This window comes from Bradyrhizobium sp. MOS003 (assembly GCF_003020125.1).
In the GTDB taxonomy this organism is placed as follows: domain Bacteria; phylum Pseudomonadota; class Alphaproteobacteria; order Rhizobiales; family Xanthobacteraceae; genus Bradyrhizobium.
The window spans coordinates 180,875-198,301 of record NZ_PYFW01000002.1; the positions used below are offsets into that span (position 1 = coordinate 180,875).

19 protein-coding genes are annotated in these 17,427 nt (G+C 65.8%); 7 read left to right on the forward strand and 12 right to left on the reverse strand.

The features are described from left to right. Positions 1-56: 56 nt before the first annotated feature. From C7G42_RS11240 to C7G42_RS11265, 6 genes are all read right to left on the reverse strand, one after another. Entirely contained in the window at positions 57-896 is an 840-nt protein-coding gene (locus C7G42_RS11240) for a shikimate dehydrogenase (RefSeq protein ID WP_106949682.1), read from the reverse strand. A 66-nt stretch (positions 897-962) separates the two neighbouring features. Continuing rightward, a complete protein-coding gene (locus C7G42_RS11245; protein ID WP_106949068.1) occupies positions 963-2,705 on the reverse strand; it encodes a SulP family inorganic anion transporter in 1,743 nt (580 codons plus the stop codon). 90 nt (positions 2,706-2,795) lie between these two features. Then, positions 2,796-3,068, reverse strand: coding sequence for a helix-turn-helix domain-containing protein (locus C7G42_RS11250; protein ID WP_106949069.1), 273 nt, complete (start codon positions 3,066-3,068; stop codon positions 2,796-2,798). 300 nt (positions 3,069-3,368) lie between these two features. Next, positions 3,369-5,417 carry an elongation factor G gene (locus tag C7G42_RS11255; RefSeq protein WP_106949070.1) on the reverse strand — a complete coding sequence of 683 codons (2,049 nt, stop codon included), beginning with the start codon at positions 5,415-5,417 and terminating at the stop codon, positions 3,369-3,371. Between the two features lie 196 nt (positions 5,418-5,613). Next, positions 5,614-6,093 carry a DUF992 domain-containing protein gene (locus tag C7G42_RS11260; protein WP_106949071.1) on the reverse strand — a complete coding sequence of 160 codons (480 nt, stop codon included), beginning with the start codon at positions 6,091-6,093 and terminating at the stop codon, positions 5,614-5,616. A 154-nt stretch (positions 6,094-6,247) separates the two neighbouring features. Beyond that, on the reverse strand, positions 6,248-7,450 hold the full coding sequence (locus C7G42_RS11265; protein WP_106949683.1) for a pyridoxal phosphate-dependent aminotransferase: 1,203 nt from the start codon (positions 7,448-7,450) through the stop codon (positions 6,248-6,250). Between the two features lie 527 nt (positions 7,451-7,977). Between C7G42_RS11265 and C7G42_RS11275 the strand changes: the two genes are divergently transcribed. From C7G42_RS11275 to C7G42_RS11295, 6 genes are all read left to right on the forward strand, one after another. Next, positions 7,978-8,628 carry a glutathione S-transferase family protein gene (locus C7G42_RS11275; protein ID WP_106949072.1) on the forward strand — a complete coding sequence of 217 codons (651 nt, stop codon included), beginning with the start codon at positions 7,978-7,980 and terminating at the stop codon, positions 8,626-8,628. Positions 8,629-8,783: 155 nt separating this feature from the next. After that, positions 8,784-8,960 carry a hypothetical protein gene (locus tag C7G42_RS35255; protein ID WP_199580843.1) on the forward strand — a complete coding sequence of 59 codons (177 nt, stop codon included), beginning with the start codon at positions 8,784-8,786 and terminating at the stop codon, positions 8,958-8,960. A 73-nt stretch (positions 8,961-9,033) separates the two neighbouring features. Continuing rightward, positions 9,034-9,192 carry a hypothetical protein gene (locus tag C7G42_RS11280; protein WP_106949073.1) on the forward strand — a complete coding sequence of 53 codons (159 nt, stop codon included), beginning with the start codon at positions 9,034-9,036 and terminating at the stop codon, positions 9,190-9,192. A gap of 129 nt (positions 9,193-9,321) precedes the next feature. Next, positions 9,322-10,125: a PAS-domain containing protein gene (locus C7G42_RS11285; RefSeq protein ID WP_106949074.1), complete on the forward strand. Its 804-nt coding sequence runs from the start codon at positions 9,322-9,324 to the stop codon at positions 10,123-10,125. Positions 10,126-10,196: 71 nt separating this feature from the next. After that, positions 10,197-10,652, forward strand: coding sequence for a GNAT family N-acetyltransferase (locus C7G42_RS11290; protein ID WP_106949075.1), 456 nt, complete (start codon positions 10,197-10,199; stop codon positions 10,650-10,652). Between the two features lie 251 nt (positions 10,653-10,903). Then, complete coding sequence (locus C7G42_RS11295) at positions 10,904-11,845, forward strand: aldo/keto reductase (RefSeq protein WP_106949076.1); 942 nt, start codon at positions 10,904-10,906, stop codon at positions 11,843-11,845. Between the two features lie 17 nt (positions 11,846-11,862). On the opposite strand, the gene hmuQ is transcribed toward C7G42_RS11295, so the two are convergent. The 3 genes from hmuQ to C7G42_RS11310 all read right to left on the reverse strand — a co-directional run bounded on the left by hmuQ (position 11,863) and on the right by C7G42_RS11310 (position 15,095). Continuing rightward, positions 11,863-12,183: a heme-degrading protein HmuQ gene (gene hmuQ, locus C7G42_RS11300; protein WP_106949077.1), complete on the reverse strand. Its 321-nt coding sequence runs from the start codon at positions 12,181-12,183 to the stop codon at positions 11,863-11,865. Between the two features lie 138 nt (positions 12,184-12,321). After that, positions 12,322-13,539, reverse strand: coding sequence for a DUF1501 domain-containing protein (locus C7G42_RS11305; RefSeq protein ID WP_502694199.1), 1,218 nt, complete (start codon positions 13,537-13,539; stop codon positions 12,322-12,324). Between the two features lie 2 nt (positions 13,540-13,541). Next, positions 13,542-15,095 (reverse strand): DUF1800 domain-containing protein, encoded by a 1,554-nt coding sequence (locus C7G42_RS11310; protein WP_106949079.1) that lies wholly within the window; start codon positions 15,093-15,095, stop codon positions 13,542-13,544. 114 nt (positions 15,096-15,209) lie between these two features. Here C7G42_RS11310 and C7G42_RS35755 point away from each other — a divergent pair, with 114 nt between their 5' ends. Continuing rightward, positions 15,210-15,425 (forward strand): cysteine-rich CWC family protein, encoded by a 216-nt coding sequence (locus C7G42_RS35755; RefSeq protein WP_106949080.1) that lies wholly within the window; start codon positions 15,210-15,212, stop codon positions 15,423-15,425. Positions 15,426-15,486: 61 nt separating this feature from the next. Here C7G42_RS35755 and C7G42_RS11320 read toward each other — a convergent pair whose 3' ends face one another. From C7G42_RS11320 to C7G42_RS11330, 3 genes are all read right to left on the reverse strand, one after another. Then, positions 15,487-16,185: a glutathione S-transferase family protein gene (locus C7G42_RS11320; protein ID WP_106949081.1), complete on the reverse strand. Its 699-nt coding sequence runs from the start codon at positions 16,183-16,185 to the stop codon at positions 15,487-15,489. 103 nt (positions 16,186-16,288) lie between these two features. After that, entirely contained in the window at positions 16,289-16,519 is a 231-nt protein-coding gene (locus tag C7G42_RS11325; protein ID WP_106949082.1) for a hypothetical protein, read from the reverse strand. After that, on the reverse strand, positions 16,516-17,295 hold the full coding sequence (locus C7G42_RS11330; protein ID WP_106949083.1) for a sulfite exporter TauE/SafE family protein: 780 nt from the start codon (positions 17,293-17,295) through the stop codon (positions 16,516-16,518). The genes C7G42_RS11325 and C7G42_RS11330 overlap by 4 nt, the downstream gene beginning before the upstream one ends. Between the last annotated feature and the right edge of the window lie 132 nt (positions 17,296-17,427).

The window sequence follows — 17,427 nt, forward strand, 5'->3', positions numbered from 1 at the left end:
CGATTGTCCCACGACGGTAGAACTCCGGAGATGGTGCGCTATTCGCCGCGCCCCGCTCAAGTCTTTGTGAGATCGGCTTCGACCAATGCGCGCAGCTCGGCGGTGACCTCCGGCCTCCGGCCGAACCAAAGCTCGAAGCCGCGCACCGCCTGATGCAGCAGCATGCCGAGCCCGTCGGCGGTGTTCAGGCCACGCGCATTTGCGGCGGCGAGCAGCGGCGTCACCAACGGCACATAGACGAGGTCGGCCACCACCGCCGCCTGCGGCAGGCGCGCGACATCGACATCGAGTGAGGGCTGACCGTGCATGCCGAGCGAGGTCGTATTCACGAGAAGTTTTGCGCGCGGCAGCACGTCGTCGATCCCCTCCCACGTCACGGGATGCACGTTCGGCCCGAACTGTCCTGCCAGCGTCTCGGCCCGCGCGATGGTGCGATTGGCGAGATGGATGCGCTTGATCCCGCGCTCGAGCAAGCCGAACACGACCGCCCGCGAGGAGCCGCCGGCGCCGAGCACCAGCGCCTCCTCAGCGACATCCCAGCCGGGCGCGCTGGCGTCGAGATTGCCGATGAAGCCTTCGACATCGGTGTTGGTCGAGCGCAGCTCGCCATCGGCAAACCACAGCGTGTTCGCCGCGCCGACGGCCTTGGCGCGCGCGTCGGGCGCCGACAGCGCCAGCACGCCTTCCTTGTGCGGGATGGTGACGTTGGCCCCGACGAAGCCGCGCAGCGACAGCCGCAGCACGAAATCCCTGAGATCCTCGGGCGGCACCGCCTCGATGACGTAGCCGCCCTCGATGCCCAACGTGCGCAGCCAGTAATGATGGATCAGCGGCGAGCGCGAATGCGCGGCCGGCCATCCGATCAGACAGGCTGCAGGAGCTTTGAGCACGGTCATCGTTTCCTCGGGGTCGTATCCGAGGCGATCCATTTCGCGTCGCGCCCGCTCTGTCAAGCGCGCCCGTCAGCTCGCGGCAGTCTCCTCGCCCGCGCCGCCCTTGATGTCGGCAATGGCCCGTTCGAGGCTCTGGCGATAGCGCGCCCGCGGCGGCGTCACGCCATGGGTGAGCAGCGCGCGGCGAACCGTGGGCGAGGCCCCCGTGATGAACAGCCGGATGCCCTGCCGGTGGGCCTTGGCGGCGACGCGGCCGAGCACGTTGGCGGCCGTCGAATCCAGGAACGGCACCGCGGCGAAATCGACCACGAAGGCCTTGCGCTTGTCGGCGACCTCGTCGAGCACGCCTCCGATCGCGGAGGCCGCACCGAAGAAGAACGCGCCGGTGATGCGGTAGACCAGCACGTCGCGATCGACCGCAAGCGCGGGATCGTAGCGAACGCGATCGCCGTTGCCGTCGTCGGGACGATCGCCGGCGACCAGTGGCGAGCGTTCCTCGATGCCCGTCATCTCCGCCATGCGATGGATGAACAACACCGCGCCGAGCGCGAAGCCGACCAGGATGCCTTCGGTCAGATCGCGGAAGATCGTCAGCAGGAAGGTCGCGAGCAGCACGACGGCATCGCCCCATGACGAGCGTACGAGCGTGGCGAATTCGTGCTTCTCCGCCATGGTCCAGGCTACCACGACCAGCACCGAGGCGAGCGCGGCCAGCGGAATGTAGCTTGCGAGCGGCGCCGCGATCAGCATGAACAGCAGCAGGAACACGGAGTGCAGCATTCCTGCCAGCGGCCCGCGCGCGCCGGCGCGGATGTTGGTGGCAGTGCGCGCGATCAGGCCGGTGACGCAGATGCCGCCGAACAGCGCCGAGCCGATATTGGCGGCGCCTTGCGCCACCAGCTCGCAATTGGAGCGATGACGGCGCCCGGTCATGCCGTCGGCCACCACCGCCGACAACAGCGATTCGATCGCGGCCAGCAGCGCGAACGAGATCGCATCCGGCAGCACGGCGGTCGCCTTCGCAACCGAGAAGGCCGGCAGCGCCGGCGAAGGCAATTCGCGCGGAATGCCGCCGAAGCGCGAGCCGATGGTTTCCACCGGCAGCGACAGCACGGCACAGGCAACGGCGGCGAGCACGACCGCGATCAGGATGCCGGGCCAGGACGGCCGCCAGATCCGCAGGGCCGCGATGATGGCGATGCTGACGATGGCGATCGCGACGGCGGATGGATTGATGGTGTTGAGGCCGCTGGCGAGCGCGACCAGCTTTGGAACGAACTCGCTGGGCTCTTTCCCCGCGAGCGTGATCCCGCCGAGATCACGGAGCTGGCTAGCGAAGATGATCACGGCGATGCCGGCGGTGAAGCCGACCGTCACCGGATAGGGAATGAACTTGATGTAGGTGCCGATGCGCAGCAGGCCCGCGGCGATCAGGAACAGGCCCGCCATCAGGGTTGCGAGAATGACGCCGTCGGCGCCGTGGCGCTCCGCGGTCGCTGCGACCAGAACGATGAACGCGCCGGCGGGTCCGCCGATCTGGAACCGGCTGCCGCCGAGCAGCGAAGCGATGAAGCCGCCGACAACGGCGGTGTAGAGGCCGCGGTCCGGCGTCACGCCCGAGGCGATCGCGATTGCCATCGACAGCGGCAACGCCACGATCGCAACCGTCAGGCCCGCGAAGACGTCGGCGCGGAAGTCTGCGACGTCGTAGCCTTCACGCCAGACGGTGACGAGCTTGGGCAGATAAAGCTCGGTAAAGCTCGGTTGACGAAGCTGGTGCAGCTTGCCTGCGTGTTCGCCCGTGATGCTCATGTCCACAATGCTCCGATACATCGTGCGGCCGCGTGCTTCGGCGCGACGGTGCGTTATTTCAACCTGCTCCGAAGCATGATCATCGCGGGATCACGCTCCCACCCGACGCGGTGGCCCCGGCTCTTTCAGCCGAACGCCGCGGCCGCCGCTTTCGCTGCGAGCCTGTTCGCCGATCAACTCGACGCCGGCCCGCTCGAACGCATCGACCACCTTGATCAGGGTCTCGACCACGCCGCGCACATTGCCGGTCGAGGCCTCCATCCGCTGGATGGTCGGCAGCGAAACGCCGGCAAGTTCGGCCAAGGTTCTCTGGTCAATGCCCAGCAGCGCGCGGGCCGCCCGCATCTGGAACGACGTAATCACCGTGGCCTCACGTATCAACGGTTATAAGTGATATCTGGAACATGTACAATGATGTATAATACATCATCTTGAACCAAGCGCAATCGTCCTCCTCCGTCATTGCGAGCGCAGCGAAGCAATCCAGACTGCCTCTGCGGAAACAGTCTGGATTGCTTCGTCGCTTCGCTCCTCGCAGTGACGGTGGGGAGGAAGCTGCGTGAGGTCAACTTTCACTAGTCGTCCGGACACGTCGCCTCACCGCTCCCTCTCTCCGTGAAGAACGGGGAGAGGGAGGCAGAGAGTTGTGCCTCACTTACGAACTCACGCCGCGTGCTGATGCGCGGCGATGATCTGGTCGGCGGCGCGGCCGGTGACTTCGGCCATGTGATCGAACGTGCGGGTGAAGCTGCCGGCGCCGGCGGTGGCCGAGCGCAGCTCCACGATCAGCTCGCCGATCTCGGCTTCCGGCATCATGGCGCGGACGCAGTCCCAGCCGCCCCAGCCGTCACGCGTGTCGAAGCCGAGGATCTGGCCGCGCCGCGCCGACAGGATCGCGTTGATCTTGGCGGTGGCCTCGGTTGGACAGACGATCTCGACCACGTGGATCGGCTCCAGCAGCACCGACTGGCACTGCGGCAGGCCTTCGTTCAGTCCGATCCGCGCCGCCGTGCGGAAGGCGAGGTCGGAGGAATCGACGCTGTGATAGGAGCCGTCGGTCAGCGTCACCTGCAAATCGGTGACTGGGAAACCGAGCGGACCTCGCGTCAATCCGTCGACGACGCCTTCCTCGACCGCGCCGATGTAGTTGCGCGGCACGGCGCCACCAACGACCCTCTCGGCGAACTTGAAGCCCTCGCCGCGCGGCAACGGCCTGATGTCGAGCACGACGTCGCCGAACTGGCCGTGGCCGCCGGACTGCTTCTTGTGTCGGCCGCGCTGGACGATCTGCTTGCGGATGGTCTCCTGATAGCCGATGGCGGGTGGATGCGAGGTGATCTTGACGCCGAAGCGGTCGCGCAGCCGCTCGCCGGCGACACGCAGATGCATTTCGCCCTGCCCCCACAGCACGGTGTCGTGGGTCTGGGCGTTCATCACGATGACGAGCGAGGGATCCTCCTCGTGCAGCCGCGTCAGCGCCTGGCCGAGCTTGACGTCGTCCTTGCGATCGGTGGCCGCGACCGAGATCGCGAGCACCGGCGGCGTCGGCTCCGCGACCGCGAGCGCCGCCGGCGGGGTCTTGCCGCTCGAGACCGTGTCGCCTGTCTTGATCGGATCGAGCTTGGCCAGCGCCACCGTGTCGCCGGCTTCGGCCGCGGCACGCTTGGTGTCGTAGGCGCCGTTGACGGCGAGGATGCCGGAGATGCGGCCCGCCCCTCCGGAAGCGGATTGCAGCGTGGCGCCGTCGTCGAGATGACCGGCGAGCAGCCGCGTCAATGACAGCTTGCCGCCATGCTGCGAATGCAGCGTCTTGAACACGAAGCCGAGCGCATCCCTGGTCTCGGCAACGCCGAGACGCTTTGCGGTCTCCGCTATTCCCGGCGCCTCGTGGCGCAGCGCCTTCATCAGGCGCAGGACCCCGTTCTCGCGCGCGGCAGCGCCCAGCAGCACGGGGCAGATCAGCCCCTCGCGCAATTCACGGGCGAGATCGTCGAACACGGCATCACGCGGCGGCTGGATGTCTTCGAGCAGCTGCTCCATCAGCGCGTCGTCGTGATCGGCGAGCTTCTCCAGCATCGAGAAGCGGGCTTCCTTCTCGCGATCGAGATCGCCGCCTTCGAGCGCGACCACCTCGGAGGCCTTGTGCTCGCGATAGACGAAGGCGCGTTCCAGCGCGAGATCCACGAAGCCCTCGATCAGCTCGTCCTTCCAGATCGGGATCTGGCGCAGCACCAGCGGCACGCGCGAGGCGGGCTGGAGCGTTGCGAGCGTCTCGCGGATGCGCTTGTTGGCGCGGTCGATCTTGTTGAGGAACAGGAAGCGCGGGATCTTCATCTCCTCCAGCTCGCGCAGGATGATTTGAAGCTGCGGCAGCTTCTTCTCGTCGGCCTCGCAGACCACGATCGCGGCATCGACCGCGGGCAGCGCGGCGCGCATATCGTGGGCAAACTCGACGGAACCGGGACAATCGAGGAAGGTGTAGCTGTCGCCCATGAAACTCGTGGTGGCGGCAGTCAGGCCGACGCTCATCTTGTGATGACGGGCCTCGGGCGTGGCGTCGCCAACAGAGGTTCCGGCATCGACGCTGCCGGCGCGCGGGATTGCGCCCGTTCGCGCCAGTATTGCTTCGAGAAGTGTGGTTTTACCGCTTTGGAAAGGGCCCACCAGCGCAATGCACCGTGGACCTCGGGGACTTCTGACGTCTTGTCCCATTCGCCGCCTCCTTGGTGTGGAGCTCGGCCCATGATTGGGTCGGCAAGCGCAGATGCTCTGCCCGTCCCCGAGATTTGGCAAGCGTCAAAAATCGCTGCGGTGCGTCGTCAATTGGATCAAGTCTTATAATGCCGCGATCGCATGGCGTTCCACCTCTCCTCCCGGGAGAGATGGAAAGAGCCGAGCTCGCAAATCCTCAACGGCCCGGGCGAAGTTCCAGGCTCTCCAGACCGGCGGCGACGTTGATGCCGACCTGGCCCTGCAGGCTGAGCGGCTGGAGCGAGATCGAATTGTTGGAGCCGCCGACCAGCACGTTGCCGCCACCGCCGACGCCGAGCGAGGCGCTGCCCTGCGCACCCGCATAATTGCCGGCGAGGTCGCCGGGGCCGAGCCGGTCGACGGGTGCGAACACGCCCCATGCCAAAGCCGTCTCCTGGGTGATGCCGATGTCGAGACCGACCTTGCGGATCGTCGCGACGTAACGATCGTCGGGCAGGCCGTCGGCACGCAGCACGCAGCCGAGATGGGTCACCGATCCCACGATGAAGCCGACGCTGGCGCCGCCGCGGCATTCGAGCACGCCGACCCGCGCCATCCGCTGCTGCGCATTGCCGCCCACGCTGGAGGCAACGAGACTCGCGGCGGCGAGCCCGGCGAAGATGAACGAACGGCGCATGACATATCTCCGGCAATGATGGGCATGGAGGGCGCGGCAGACGCCGCGCGATGGTCTATGCCACAACCGTTCGGGTGGCGCCAGATCGCGCAAGCGTGAAAGAAAAAGGGCCCGCGTCGCGCGAGCCCTTTCACGTCCCGTCGTTGCTGCACGCCTACCGCAAATTACCGCAAAAACGCTGGATGCGCTTGCAGGCGTCTTCGAGGTCCGAGGTCTTCGTCGCGTAGGAGATGCGGAACGCAGGTCCAAGGCCGAAGGCCGAACCCTGCACCACTGCGACGCCTTCGGTCTCGAGCAGTTCGGTGACGAAGGTCTCGTCATTGTCGATCACCTTGCCCGACGGCGCGGTCTTGCCGATCGTGCCCGCGCAGGACGGATAGACGTAGAAGGCGCCTTCGGGACGCGGGCACTCGATGCCCTTGGCCTGGTTGAGCATGGAGACGACGAGGTCGCGGCGCTCCTTGAACACCTTGTTGTTGGCGGGGATGAAGTCCTGCGGACCGTTCAGCGCTTCCACCGCGGCCCACTGGGCGATCGACGACGGGTTCGAGGTCGACTGCGACTGGATCGTCGCCATCGCCTTGATCAGATGCGCGGGGCCGCCGGCATAGCCGATGCGCCAGCCGGTCATGCAATAGGCCTTCGACACGCCGTTCACGGTGAGCGTGCGGTCGTAGAGCTTCGGCTCGACCTGCGCCACGGTGGTGAAGACGAAATCGTCATAGACGAGGTGCTCGTACATGTCGTCGGTCATCACCCAGACATGCGGATGCTTGACCAGCACGTCGGTGAGCGCCTTTAGCTCGGCCCTGGTGTAGGCCGCTCCCGTCGGGTTCGACGGCGAGCACAGGATGACCCATTTGGTCTTCGGCGTGATCGCGCGTTCGAGCGCCTCGGCCTGGAGCTTGAAGCCGGTCGCGGCGGTGCAGACCACCGGCACCGGCTCGCCGCCGGCGAGCGCTACCATCTCGGGGTAGCTGACCCAATACGGCGCGGGAATGATCACCTCGTCGCCCGGATTGATGGTCGCCATCAGCGCGTTGTAGAGCACCTGCTTGCCGCCGGTGCCGACGATGATCTGGTTCGGCTTGTAGGTGACGCCGTTCTCGCGCTGAAACTTCGCGATGATGGCTTCCTTCAGCTCGGGAATGCCGTCGACGGCGGTGTACTTGGTCTTGCCGGCTTCGATGGCGTGGATTGCCGCCAGCTTGATGTTGGCGGGCGTGTCGAAGTCGGGCTCGCCGGCACCCAGGCCGATGACGTTGCGGCCCGCCGCTTTCAGCGCACGTGCTTTATCCGTGACCGCGATGGTCGCGGACGGCTTCACACGGTCGAGCGCAGCGGCAAGGAAGGACATCGTCATCTCCTGACAAGCGTCGAAAAGCCCTGGGCCTCACGACTCTGATTGTGGGAATGAGACACCCTAAAACGTGTGCCGCTGCACCGCAAGAAACTTCGGCCCGATCCCGGGAAAACTTACGCATCTGGGGCGGTTCAAGCAGCCATTTCCGGCAATTTTCCGCAACTTTGCCGCGGGAATCGCTCATATTTCGGAAGGCTTGTCCTCGGAGCAATTTTTGCGCGTTGCGTGCCGTCCTGAAATCGATCGCCGTCATGCCAATGCTTATCCTGGCCATGGCGAGTTCAGACACATATCGTCCAACCGCACACGATCACGCGAAGCGATGCGTCGCATGTTGACGCAAGCGTGAACTGCGTTGCATGGCCGCACGGAAATGAACTTCCGCCGCATTGCAGTGCGGTAGGGTTTTCGAGTTTTTCTATTGGCCGGCCCTTGCGGCGGATTCGCATCGGCATCATTGTTTAGCCGCGTCGCGGGGCAACAAGCGCCGCCCCTCCCCGTCTTCCGGAATCATTCCCAGAATGTACAAGCTCTATTCGATGCAACGCTCGGGCAACAGCTACAAGGTCCGCCTTGCGCTGGCGCTGCTGAACCTGCCTTACGAAGCGATCGAGGTGGACATTCTGCGCGGCGAGAGCCGCACGCCTGACTTTCTGACCAAGAACCCGTCGGGACAGGTGCCGCTGCTCGAGGTCGGCGACGACCGCTTTCTCGCCGAGTCCAACGCCATCCTCTGGTACGTCGCCGTCGGTACGCCGCTCGCACCGGAGAACCGCATCGACCGCGCCGAGGCGCTGCAATGGATGTTCTTCGAGCAGCACGCACTCGAGCCGAATATCGGCGCAGCCTATTTCTGGCTGTCGCTGGTCAAGGGCGGCCGCGACCTCCAGACCCATTCGCTGGAGGACTGGATGGAGCGCGGCTATGGGGCGCTCCAGGTGATGGAGAACCACCTCAAGACCAACGCCTATTTCGCCGCGCGCCAACTGACCGTCGCCGACATCGCGCTGTACGGCTACACCCACCTCGCCGACCGCTGCGACTTCGATCTTTCGACCTTCCCGGCGATCCGGGACTGGCTGAAGCGGGTGGAGGCTGCGCCAGGCTTCGTGTCGATGGACTGGCGGCCGGCCGACGTCGACGACCGCGCCAGCATTGCCGCCGGCGCCTGAGTAGGCCACGCGCTCCTGCGAATAGCGGGTACAAAGGTAACATTTGCCGCAATCCCGCCATTTTCGGGGCGCTAGCCGCCGCAATATTGCCGGTTGAAACTGGGAAATTCCAGACGGTCGCGGGTGATTCGCTCGCGCGTTGAAGGATTTAGACCATGATACGGGCGTCCGGCACGGCAGGCTTTCAGGGCCAACCCGCACCCGTCGCATCCTCCCGGTTAACTCATGCCGTCGCGGCGTCGCTAGCCGTCGCCGCGCTCTCGCTGTGCCTGATCGTCACCCTGACGGTGCTCTCGACCAAGGCGACCATGGCGATGGGCCTGCCGGTCTGATTTCCGTTTCATCCTGGTTGAGCCTTCAAAGCGCCGAGCGACCCGCGCCGAACGGCATCGTAACGGGACGTCGATGAAGTCACCTGTGGTAGTCGTTGCAATCGCGCTGACTGCGGCCATTCTGGTCGCGGCATCGCTCCTGATCGTCGTCGGCACCCGCAAGGGTCCGGGGACGTCGACGCTGAATGCGCCCGCGCTGCAGCAGCCCCTCAAGCACGCGCATCTGGTCTAAAATCCTCTGAAAGCCTTACGCTTGTGCGCAAGCCCGGCTTAAGCACATCGCGCGAAAACGCATCGCATTGGCGGAACGTTCAGCCAGTGTTGCCGCCTTAGCTCGTTCGGGGAGGAGCGAGACTGGTCGATGCGATTCCGATGGCGTGCGATCTCCGGTCCAGTGCTGACGGCAGCAACCCTGCTGCTGGCGATGGTGTTCGATCGCTTTATTCCCGCAGTCTCGCCCGCACCGCTGCTCGTCGGCATCGTGGCGTTCGCCGGCGCGTTGTCGGGTCTCGCCTCCGCCGTCACCAGTGCGGCCATCGCTGTGGTCGGCGCGGCGCTGCTCCTCCTCGGCCGCCACGGCGTTTCCACCGCCGATCTTGTCCCGCTCGGCCTCGTGGCGATCGCGGCTGCCGCCACCGCCGGGATCACCGGCGTGATGCGCGCGCGGCTGCTCGGCACGTTCGCGACCGAGCGCCGGAGCCACGCCACCGCGGCGCGGTTGTCAGCCGCGCTCGACCAGGTCGATATCGGCATCGTACTGCTCGATGCCGAAACGCGGGCCGAGTTCATCAACCGCGCATTCCGCGATTATTTCGCGGTGCCGGACGAGATCGCCGACGGCAAGCCGCCCTTCGTCGCGCTGATGTATCACGGCCGCGACACCGGCGCGTTCGAGCTGCCCGCGGACGAGCTCGGCACCTTCATCGCACAGCGCATGGAGATGGTGCGGATCGGCGATGCCACGCCGATCAACATCGCACTGCGCACCGGCGAGGTGCTGCGATTCGTCTGCACGGCACTGCCCGACGGCGGGCGCATGCTCAGCTACACACCGGTGACCGACCTCGTACGCCACACCGACTCGCCTTCACGCGCCGACTATTACCGCTCGCTGCGAGATCCCGCCGGCCGCAGGCTGATCCGGTATCTGCGCGTCGCGGAGTGATGCGACCCGCGATTGATCGGCACGCCCGTCTTCACGTATGAAGGACGTCCCATCGTTCGCAGGAAATCCACATGTCGCTCACCATTCGCGCCGTCACCAGGCAGGACTATGATCAATGGCTGCCGCTGTGGGACGGCTACAACGCCTTCTACGGCCGCTCCGGCCCGACCGCGCTGGCGGGCGAGATCACCGCGGCGACGTGGCAGCGTTTCTTCGATGCTTACGAGCCGGTCCATGGGTTGGTCGCCGAGAGCGACGGCAAGCTGCTCGGCATGACGAACTACCTGTTTCATCGCAGCACCACGGCGATCGAGCCGTCGTGCTATCTGCAGGACCTGTTCGCCTCCGAGGGGGCGCGCGGCAAGGGCGTCGGCGCGGCGTTGATCCACGGCGTGTATGAGCGGGCGAAACTGGCGGGATCGCCGCGCGTCTACTGGCAGACGCACGAGACCAATGTCACGGCGCAGCGACTGTACGACAAGGTCGCGGAGCGTTCCGGCTTCATCGTCTATCGCAAGCTGTTCTGACGCCAGCGCGCACCCTGTGGATAACTCCGCCTGTCACCCGCGCGTAACATAGCGGGACTACGCTGCACCTGCGTCTGATCAAGCCCCCGTCACCGATCAAGCGCCCCAAGCGGTCCCCGTCAGTCGCCGCGTCTGACAGGGGCCGCATTTTTTTGTCCGCCCTGTCGGCATGGCAGCAGCGCGGCGCGCGCCTTGCTGCTGCGGCGCACGATGGTCACAATGGGTGGCTGCTCTCTCTGACAGGATCCACCATGGAAATTCGAAATCTCGGCGCCTCCGGCCTTCGTGTGTCCGCGGTCGGGCTCGGCTGCAACAATTTCGGCCAGCGCACGGATCTGGAGACCTCGCGCAAGGTGATTCATCGCGCGCTCGATCTCGGCATCACGCTGTTCGACACCGCCGACATCTATTCGAACATGGGCGGCTCGGAGACCGTGCTCGGCGCCGTGCTGGGCGATCGCCGCAAGGACATCGTGCTGGCGACGAAATATTCCAAGCCGATGGCCGAGGACGGCACCAGGCAGGGCGCCTCGCGCCGCTATATCATGGACGCCGTGGAAGCGAGCCTGAAGCGGCTCAAGACTGATTACATCGATCTCTACCAGCAGCACGACTATGACCCGCTGACGCCGATCGAGGAGAGCCTGCGTGCGCTCGACGATCTCGTCCGCCAGGGCAAGGTGCGCTACATCGGTAATTCGAACTTTCCGGCCTGGCGCGTCGCTGAAGCCGAGTACGTCGCGCGCGCAATGAATGTCAGCCGCTTCGTCTCCTGCCAGGACGAATACTCGCTCGTCGTGCGCGACATCGAGAAGGACCTGCTGCCGGCGGCAACGGAATACAAGCTCGGCCTGTTGCCGTTCTTCCCGCTCGCGAGCGGACTTCTGACCGGCAAGTACCGCAAGGGCGAGGCCGCGCCCGGCGATACCCGCTTCGGCAAGGTAGAACGGCTGCGCGACCGCTACGTCACGCCGCGCAACGAGGACATCGTCGAGAAGCTCCAGGCCTTCGCCAAGGCCCGCGGGCACAGCATGCTCGAGCTCGCCTTCTCCTGGCTCGCCGCCCGCCCGCAGGTGTCGAGCGTGATCGCCGGCGCCACCCGCGTCGAGCAGATCGAGCAGAACGTCAAGGCCATCGCCTGGAAGCTTAGCGCCGAGGAGATGGCGGAGATTGACAAGATCACCCTGGGCTGATCTTACGGAGCCACGCGTTACTTCGCGCCGCCCACCGTCTGTATCACCTCGAAGCCCTCAAACTGGGGATGGCCGAGATAGGTCGGCTTGGTGTCACCCGCCCGCGCATGCGCCGCGCGAAACGCCTCTGACTTGGTCCACGCCTCGAATACAGCGTGGTTCGCCCAGATCGTGTGCGAGGCATAGAGCGTGTGGTCCTCGAGTTCGGGCCCGCGCAGCAGATGGAATTCGACGAAGCCCGGCACCTTGTCCAGATGCGTGTCGCGCGTGAGCCATATCTGCTCGAAGTCGGACTCGGAGCCCTTGGCGACGCGGAAGCGGTTCATGGCGATGTACATGGGTGGTTTCTCCTGATGCGGCTCATCATGTCGTCATTCCGGGACGCGCCGCAAGGCGCGCGCCCGGAATCCATTTGGCAACAGAACATGTGGAGGGATGGATTCCAGGTTCGCGCTGCGCGCGCCCCGGAATGACGGCTAGGCAACCAGCCCCTGCATCGGCCGTGCTCCCGCGCTGTCCGGAAACACCGTCTCCGCCAACACGCGGTCGGACAGGCCGAACTGTCCTTGCAGCACGCCCTTGATCACGGAACGCAGATCGGCGGTGGGCTTGAGGTCGCGCCCTTCGTAGAGATTGGCGAGCTTGAGACCCGGCCAGTCGGAGATGACGCGGCCGCCTTTCACGGCGCCGCCGGCGAGCAGCGCGATCGTGCCGGTGCCGTGATCGGTGCCGTCGGTGCCATTGATGCGCGCGGTACGGCCGAATTCGGTGGCGACGACGACGACGGTGTCGCGCCAGCGCTCCCCCAAACCGCTTTCGAATTCGGCGAGCGCGCCGTCGAGCCCACCGAGCAGGAAGGCGAGACGACCGACCGGGCCGCCCTCGTTGGCATGCGTGTCCCAGCCGTCGAAGGCGAGCGCGGCGATGCGCGGACCGTCATCGGCCGCCATCAGCTTGGCCGCGCCGCGCGCGACCTGGCGCATCTGCGCCACCGCATTGCCGGGCTTCGGCTTCATGTCGTCGCCGCTCGCGGCCTTGTCGAGCTGAAGGCCTTGCGACAGGGCCATGGCCAGCGCGGGATCGCGATGACGGTAGAGATCGACGAGGCGCATCGCGGTATCGTCGTCCGCCTGCGGCAGCGCCACCGGCGCCCAGCCGACGGTCGGCGCATTGCCGCGCAGCACCAGCGGCGTGGTCGGCCCGACCGCAAGAGCGCTCGATACCCGCTCGCCGCGCGGTAGCGCTTCGAGCGCGCGATTGAGCCAGCCGGACTGCACGCGGCCCGGCCCGGCATAGCCGCTTTCGAGCACGTCCTGACCGTCGAAATGCGAGCGGTCGCGATAGGGCGTCGCCACCGCATGGATCACCGCGGCATGCTTGTCGCGATACATGCGCGCAAATTCCGGCATTGCCGGATGCAGCGCAAAAAAGGAATCCAGCATGATCGCGGGATGCGCTCCATCCGCCGCGAGCGCGATCGCGCCGTGCAGCCCGGCATAGTCGGGATCGCCGATCGGCGCGACGGTCGAGAGACCGTCGAGCGCGCCGCGCAGGATCACCACGATCAGCCGGGGATCGCGGCCATCGGCGGCACGTGCGAATTTCGGCAAGTAAGCCCAGGCTGCAAACGAGGCGCCGCCGAGCAGAAGGCTACGACGCGAGGTGATGAGGCGGTTCTCGACGCAGTCGATCATCGTCATCTCCGCTGCATTTCCGGCGACATCAGCAGCAGCGCCAGGGCCTGCTGGCGCGACTCCGCGCGCTCGACGGCTCGCCGCGTTTCGATGGAGGCCGCATCGGCCGCCGCGAATTCCAAGAGGTCAAGCGGATCGATGTTGGTGCCGAGCCGCGCCCCGATCTGCGCGGCGATATCGAGCCTGAGTTTCATGCCCTCGGGTGCGGCCCAGGCGGCATTTGTATCGGCGAAGCCGTTGGGGCCCGACGGTGACCATAACGGTTGGCCGAGCAGGTTGAGACCATTGAGATAGCGGCCGGGATCCTCCGGCACGCGCGCGAGCAGCCGCCCGCTCGCGACCAGGAAATCGTAAGGACTGCGCATCTTGGTCAGCGGCGCCTTCCAGGCCTCGTCGGAATCGACCAGTGCCGTCGCAAGCGCCTTGAGGTCACCGTCCGTCTTGACGAAGATGTCGCTCAATCGCGCGACCAGCGCCGGCGGCGGCTCGTCGGCGACGAAATGGCGGACGAATTTGGTGGCGATGAAAATCGCGGTCGACGGATGGCGTGCGATGTCGGCGAGCGCGGTTTCGCCTTGCGCAAGGCCCGTCGCCTCGTAGCTCTTGCCGAGCAGCATCTGCGCGCCGGGCTGGTGCGCATTGGTGTTGAACACGAAGGAGCCCGGCGTGCCGAGCTGCCCCTGCCGTCCGGCAAAGGTCCAGCCGGTGATGATGCGTGCGAGCGCGGTGACGTCCTCCTGCGAATAGCCACCGCCGACGCCAAGCGTGTGCAGCTCCATGATCTCGCGCGCGAGATTTTCGTTGAGCCCGCGCTTGCGATTCTGGCCCGCGCGCGAATCCGGCCCGAGCGATTGCTGGTTGTCGAGGAAGAACAGCATTGCCGGATGCTGCTCGACCGCCTTCAGCATGTCGGCAAAGCGTCCGAGCACATGCGGCCTGATCGCCTCGCGCTCGAACGCGCCGGCCCAGATCCTCGCCAGTTCGCCCTTGGTCGCGGAAATGCAGAAATGGTTGGACCAGAACACGACGAGGCGCTCGGTGAAGCCGCATTCGACCAGCGTCGCGCGCTGCAACCGCGCCAGCGCCTCGGTGCGGAAGGTCTTTTGAATCACGTTGAGCGGCTGTGGCGCGGGCTTTGCGGCCGGCGGCGCGGCCGCGTTGGGCTGCATCGTCTCCGGCTTTGCCGCATTGTCGGCCGGTTTCGCCTCTGCCATCTGGCCGGCGATCTCGGTCGCGGCCCCGTTGAGCGAGAGATTGCGACGCAAGACCGGCTTCTGTTCGCCGGTCGGCTGAGCCTCGATCGGCGCGGCAGCCTTCGCCGCGGCGTCGCGCGCCTGCTTGACCTGATCCTGATAGGCGAATACGGCCCGGCCGAGCTGCGGCGTGGACTGCAGGCCCGGCGCTTCCAGCAGCACGCCGTTCGGGCGACCGAGCTCCGCCTTGACGAAACCTCTGGGATCGGAGGCGGCGTTGACGAGATCGCCCGAGGCCCCGCCGCGGGCGCCGAGGCCGAAGCGGTTGAGCGCGACGAGCGCGGCTTGCGAATCGCGGGCCATCAATTTGTCCTTCGCGTGCCGGGAGCCGCTTTCGGAGTCCGCGCGCGACGTCTAATATACCGCAGCGACTGATGAACCCGACATGAAAATCACGGCGAAGCTTCGACGTAAATCATGACAAATCCGCAAGACTCCCCGCCGCCGGAACCGCGCCGCCTCACCTGCGCGCGCTGCGGCACCGAGTTCGGCTGCGACCTCTCGGGCAGCTGCTGGTGCACGGAGGAAACCGCGAAACTGCCGATGCCGGTCAAGGGAGAAGATTGCCTGTGCCGGGAATGTTTGAGGAAAGCGGCGGAAGAAGCCCGGAGCCCGGATGGAGCGCGAGCGTAATCCGGGAAGCGTTCCGTAGGCGGAGGCCCCGGATTTCGCTGCGCTCATCCGGGCTACGAAACTAGACTGCATGCCCCGGCGATTTCCGCGCCATGCCGTCGAACGCGTCGAGCAGTTTCTCGCGCCAGGCATAAACCGGATCATCCGGCTCGAGCAGCTTGAACGGGCTGACCACGCGCGCCCATTGAAAGCCGCCGAACACGATGTAGTCGGCATAGTTCGGCGCAGCACCGCCGATGAAAGGCTGCTTCTTGACGGTCTGCCGCATCACCTCCAGCGATTTGCGGAACGCGACCACGCCGGTGTCGCGGCTCGCCATGACCTGTTCCAGGCTCCTGCCGCCGAAGCGCGCCTCGCGCGACTGGCGAAAATAGGCGGCATCGACCTCGGCGAGATTGTTCGGGATGTCGGCAACGATCAGCGGGAAGATGCCGCCGACGATCGCGATGTCGCCGAAGGCGTTGATCATGCGCGCCAGGGCGCGGCCGCCCTCGCCGCCGAAGAGCGACGGACGGTCCGGGAAATTGTCCTCGAGATAATCCGCGATCGTCCAGGAATCGACGATCGGCTCTTCGTCATGCAGCAGCACCGGGACCTTCTCCGAGCCGTGCGGCGCGATCGCGCTCTTCTCGGTGAAGCGCCAGGGCAGCGATTGCGCGGACAGGCCTTTATGCGCCAGCGCCATCCGCGTGCGCCAGCAAAACGGGCTGAACGGGCGCGAGGGATCAATGCCGACGAGTTCGTAAAGCTTGAGTGACATGGTGGTCTTTCGTCATTGCGAGCGCAGCGAAGCAATCCAGATTGCCGCCGCGAAAGACATTCTGGATTGCTTCGCTCGCGCTCGCAACGACGATGTGGAGACGTTACCGCCCGTTGGTTCGCAAAAACCTTTCGCCGCCTTCCGTCACTGCGATGATCAGCCCGATGCCGGGCAGCGTCTCGCGCGCGACATAGCCGTGCTCCGCGGCGTCCTCCCAGATGGTGAGGCGCGGGCACGAGGTCTTCCAGGTCGCAATCACCTCGGCATAGGCGCGCGGCTCGCGCGCGACCCATTCGACGAAGTCCAGCACCAGCGGATCGGCAATCTCGCTCATTGCAAACCTCCCTTGTCGAAGGCGGCCAGCACGGGTGTGCGAACCATCAACCAGCCGCCATAGGCGATGTAGTAACAGGCGATGGTGGTGATCAGCTTGTTCGACCAGGCCACGAATTGCTGGTCGGTCATGGCTTCGAGGATGCGCCGCGCCAGCGTGGTGCCGAGCATCGAGGCAAGGATGGCGACGCCGGCGAGCACGGGGTCGAGGCTCGCCGCCTGGTCGATGATGCCGCCGAAATAGAGCAGCTTGGTGAAATGGCTGACGAGCTGGCACATCGCTTTGGTCGCGACCTTCTCGCGCCGGCCAAAATCGCCGCCGAGGAAGAAGGTGTCGAGCAGCGGGCCCGACACGCCGGTCATCAGCATCAGTCCCATGCAGATTGTGCCATAGACGGTGCCTTGCCAGAGGCTGTCAGGATTGGGCTTGATGTTCGCTGGCAACAGCCGTGCCATGAACGGGGTGATGCCGAGCAGCAGCAGCGCCATCGGCTTGTCAGGTACGTAGCGGGTGAGCGACCAGGCCGCGAGCGCGACGGCAGCGCCGACCATATAGTTCGCGACCGGCCGCCAGCGGATATGCGCACGCCAGAGAAACGCGCGCCAGCCGTTCGAAGCCATCTGCGTGATCGCATGCAGCACCATCGCGGTCGGCAGCGGCATCAGCGCCAGCAGCACGCCGATCAGGATCAGCCCGCCCGCCATGCCGAACAGCCCCGACAGGAACGCGGTGCCGACCATCAGCAATCCAAGGGCAGCTATCATGAAGGGCATCAAGAGAGGAATCTCCTGCAAGTGAGTAAGGGACGAAGGCTGCTTCACTCCCTCGCCCCGCTTGCGGGGAGAGGGGTGGGGTGAGGGGAGTCTCCGCAGGGACAGCGAGAGTTGGACTCGTGGAGAGTCCCCCAC

Bases quoted from the DNA above. Each gene is read 5' to 3' on its own strand.
- C7G42_RS11285 (WP_106949074.1), top strand. From the start codon at position 9,322: ATGCGATTCCGATGGCGTGCGATCTCCGGTCCAGTGCTGACGGCAGCA.
- C7G42_RS11280 (WP_106949073.1), top strand. From the start codon at position 9,034: ATGAAGTCACCTGTGGTAGTCGTTGCAATCGCGCTGACTGCGGCCATT.
- hmuQ (WP_106949077.1), bottom strand. From the start codon at position 12,183: ATGTACATCGCCATGAACCGCTTCCGCGTCGCCAAGGGCTCCGAGTCC.
- C7G42_RS11255 (WP_106949070.1), bottom strand. From the start codon at position 5,417: ATGGGACAAGACGTCAGAAGTCCCCGAGGTCCACGGTGCATTGCGCTG.
- C7G42_RS35755 (WP_106949080.1), top strand. From the start codon at position 15,210: ATGACAAATCCGCAAGACTCCCCGCCGCCGGAACCGCGCCGCCTCACC.
- C7G42_RS11295 (WP_106949076.1), top strand. From the start codon at position 10,904: ATGGAAATTCGAAATCTCGGCGCCTCCGGCCTTCGTGTGTCCGCGGTC.
- C7G42_RS11325 (WP_106949082.1), bottom strand. From the start codon at position 16,519: ATGAGCGAGATTGCCGATCCGCTGGTGCTGGACTTCGTCGAATGGGTC.
- C7G42_RS35255 (WP_199580843.1), top strand. From the start codon at position 8,784: ATGATACGGGCGTCCGGCACGGCAGGCTTTCAGGGCCAACCCGCACCC.
- C7G42_RS11310 (WP_106949079.1), bottom strand. From the start codon at position 15,095: ATGGCCCGCGATTCGCAAGCCGCGCTCGTCGCGCTCAACCGCTTCGGC.
- C7G42_RS11275 (WP_106949072.1), top strand. From the start codon at position 7,978: ATGTACAAGCTCTATTCGATGCAACGCTCGGGCAACAGCTACAAGGTC.
- C7G42_RS11320 (WP_106949081.1), bottom strand. From the start codon at position 16,185: ATGTCACTCAAGCTTTACGAACTCGTCGGCATTGATCCCTCGCGCCCG.
- C7G42_RS11245 (WP_106949068.1), bottom strand. From the start codon at position 2,705: ATGAGCATCACGGGCGAACACGCAGGCAAGCTGCACCAGCTTCGTCAA.
- C7G42_RS11290 (WP_106949075.1), top strand. From the start codon at position 10,197: ATGTCGCTCACCATTCGCGCCGTCACCAGGCAGGACTATGATCAATGG.
- C7G42_RS11260 (WP_106949071.1), bottom strand. From the start codon at position 6,093: ATGCGCCGTTCGTTCATCTTCGCCGGGCTCGCCGCCGCGAGTCTCGTT.
- C7G42_RS11305 (WP_502694199.1), bottom strand. From the start codon at position 13,539: ATGATCGACTGCGTCGAGAACCGCCTCATCACCTCGCGTCGTAGCCTT.
- C7G42_RS11240 (WP_106949682.1), bottom strand. From the start codon at position 896: ATGACCGTGCTCAAAGCTCCTGCAGCCTGTCTGATCGGATGGCCGGCC.
- C7G42_RS11265 (WP_106949683.1), bottom strand. From the start codon at position 7,450: ATGTCCTTCCTTGCCGCTGCGCTCGACCGTGTGAAGCCGTCCGCGACC.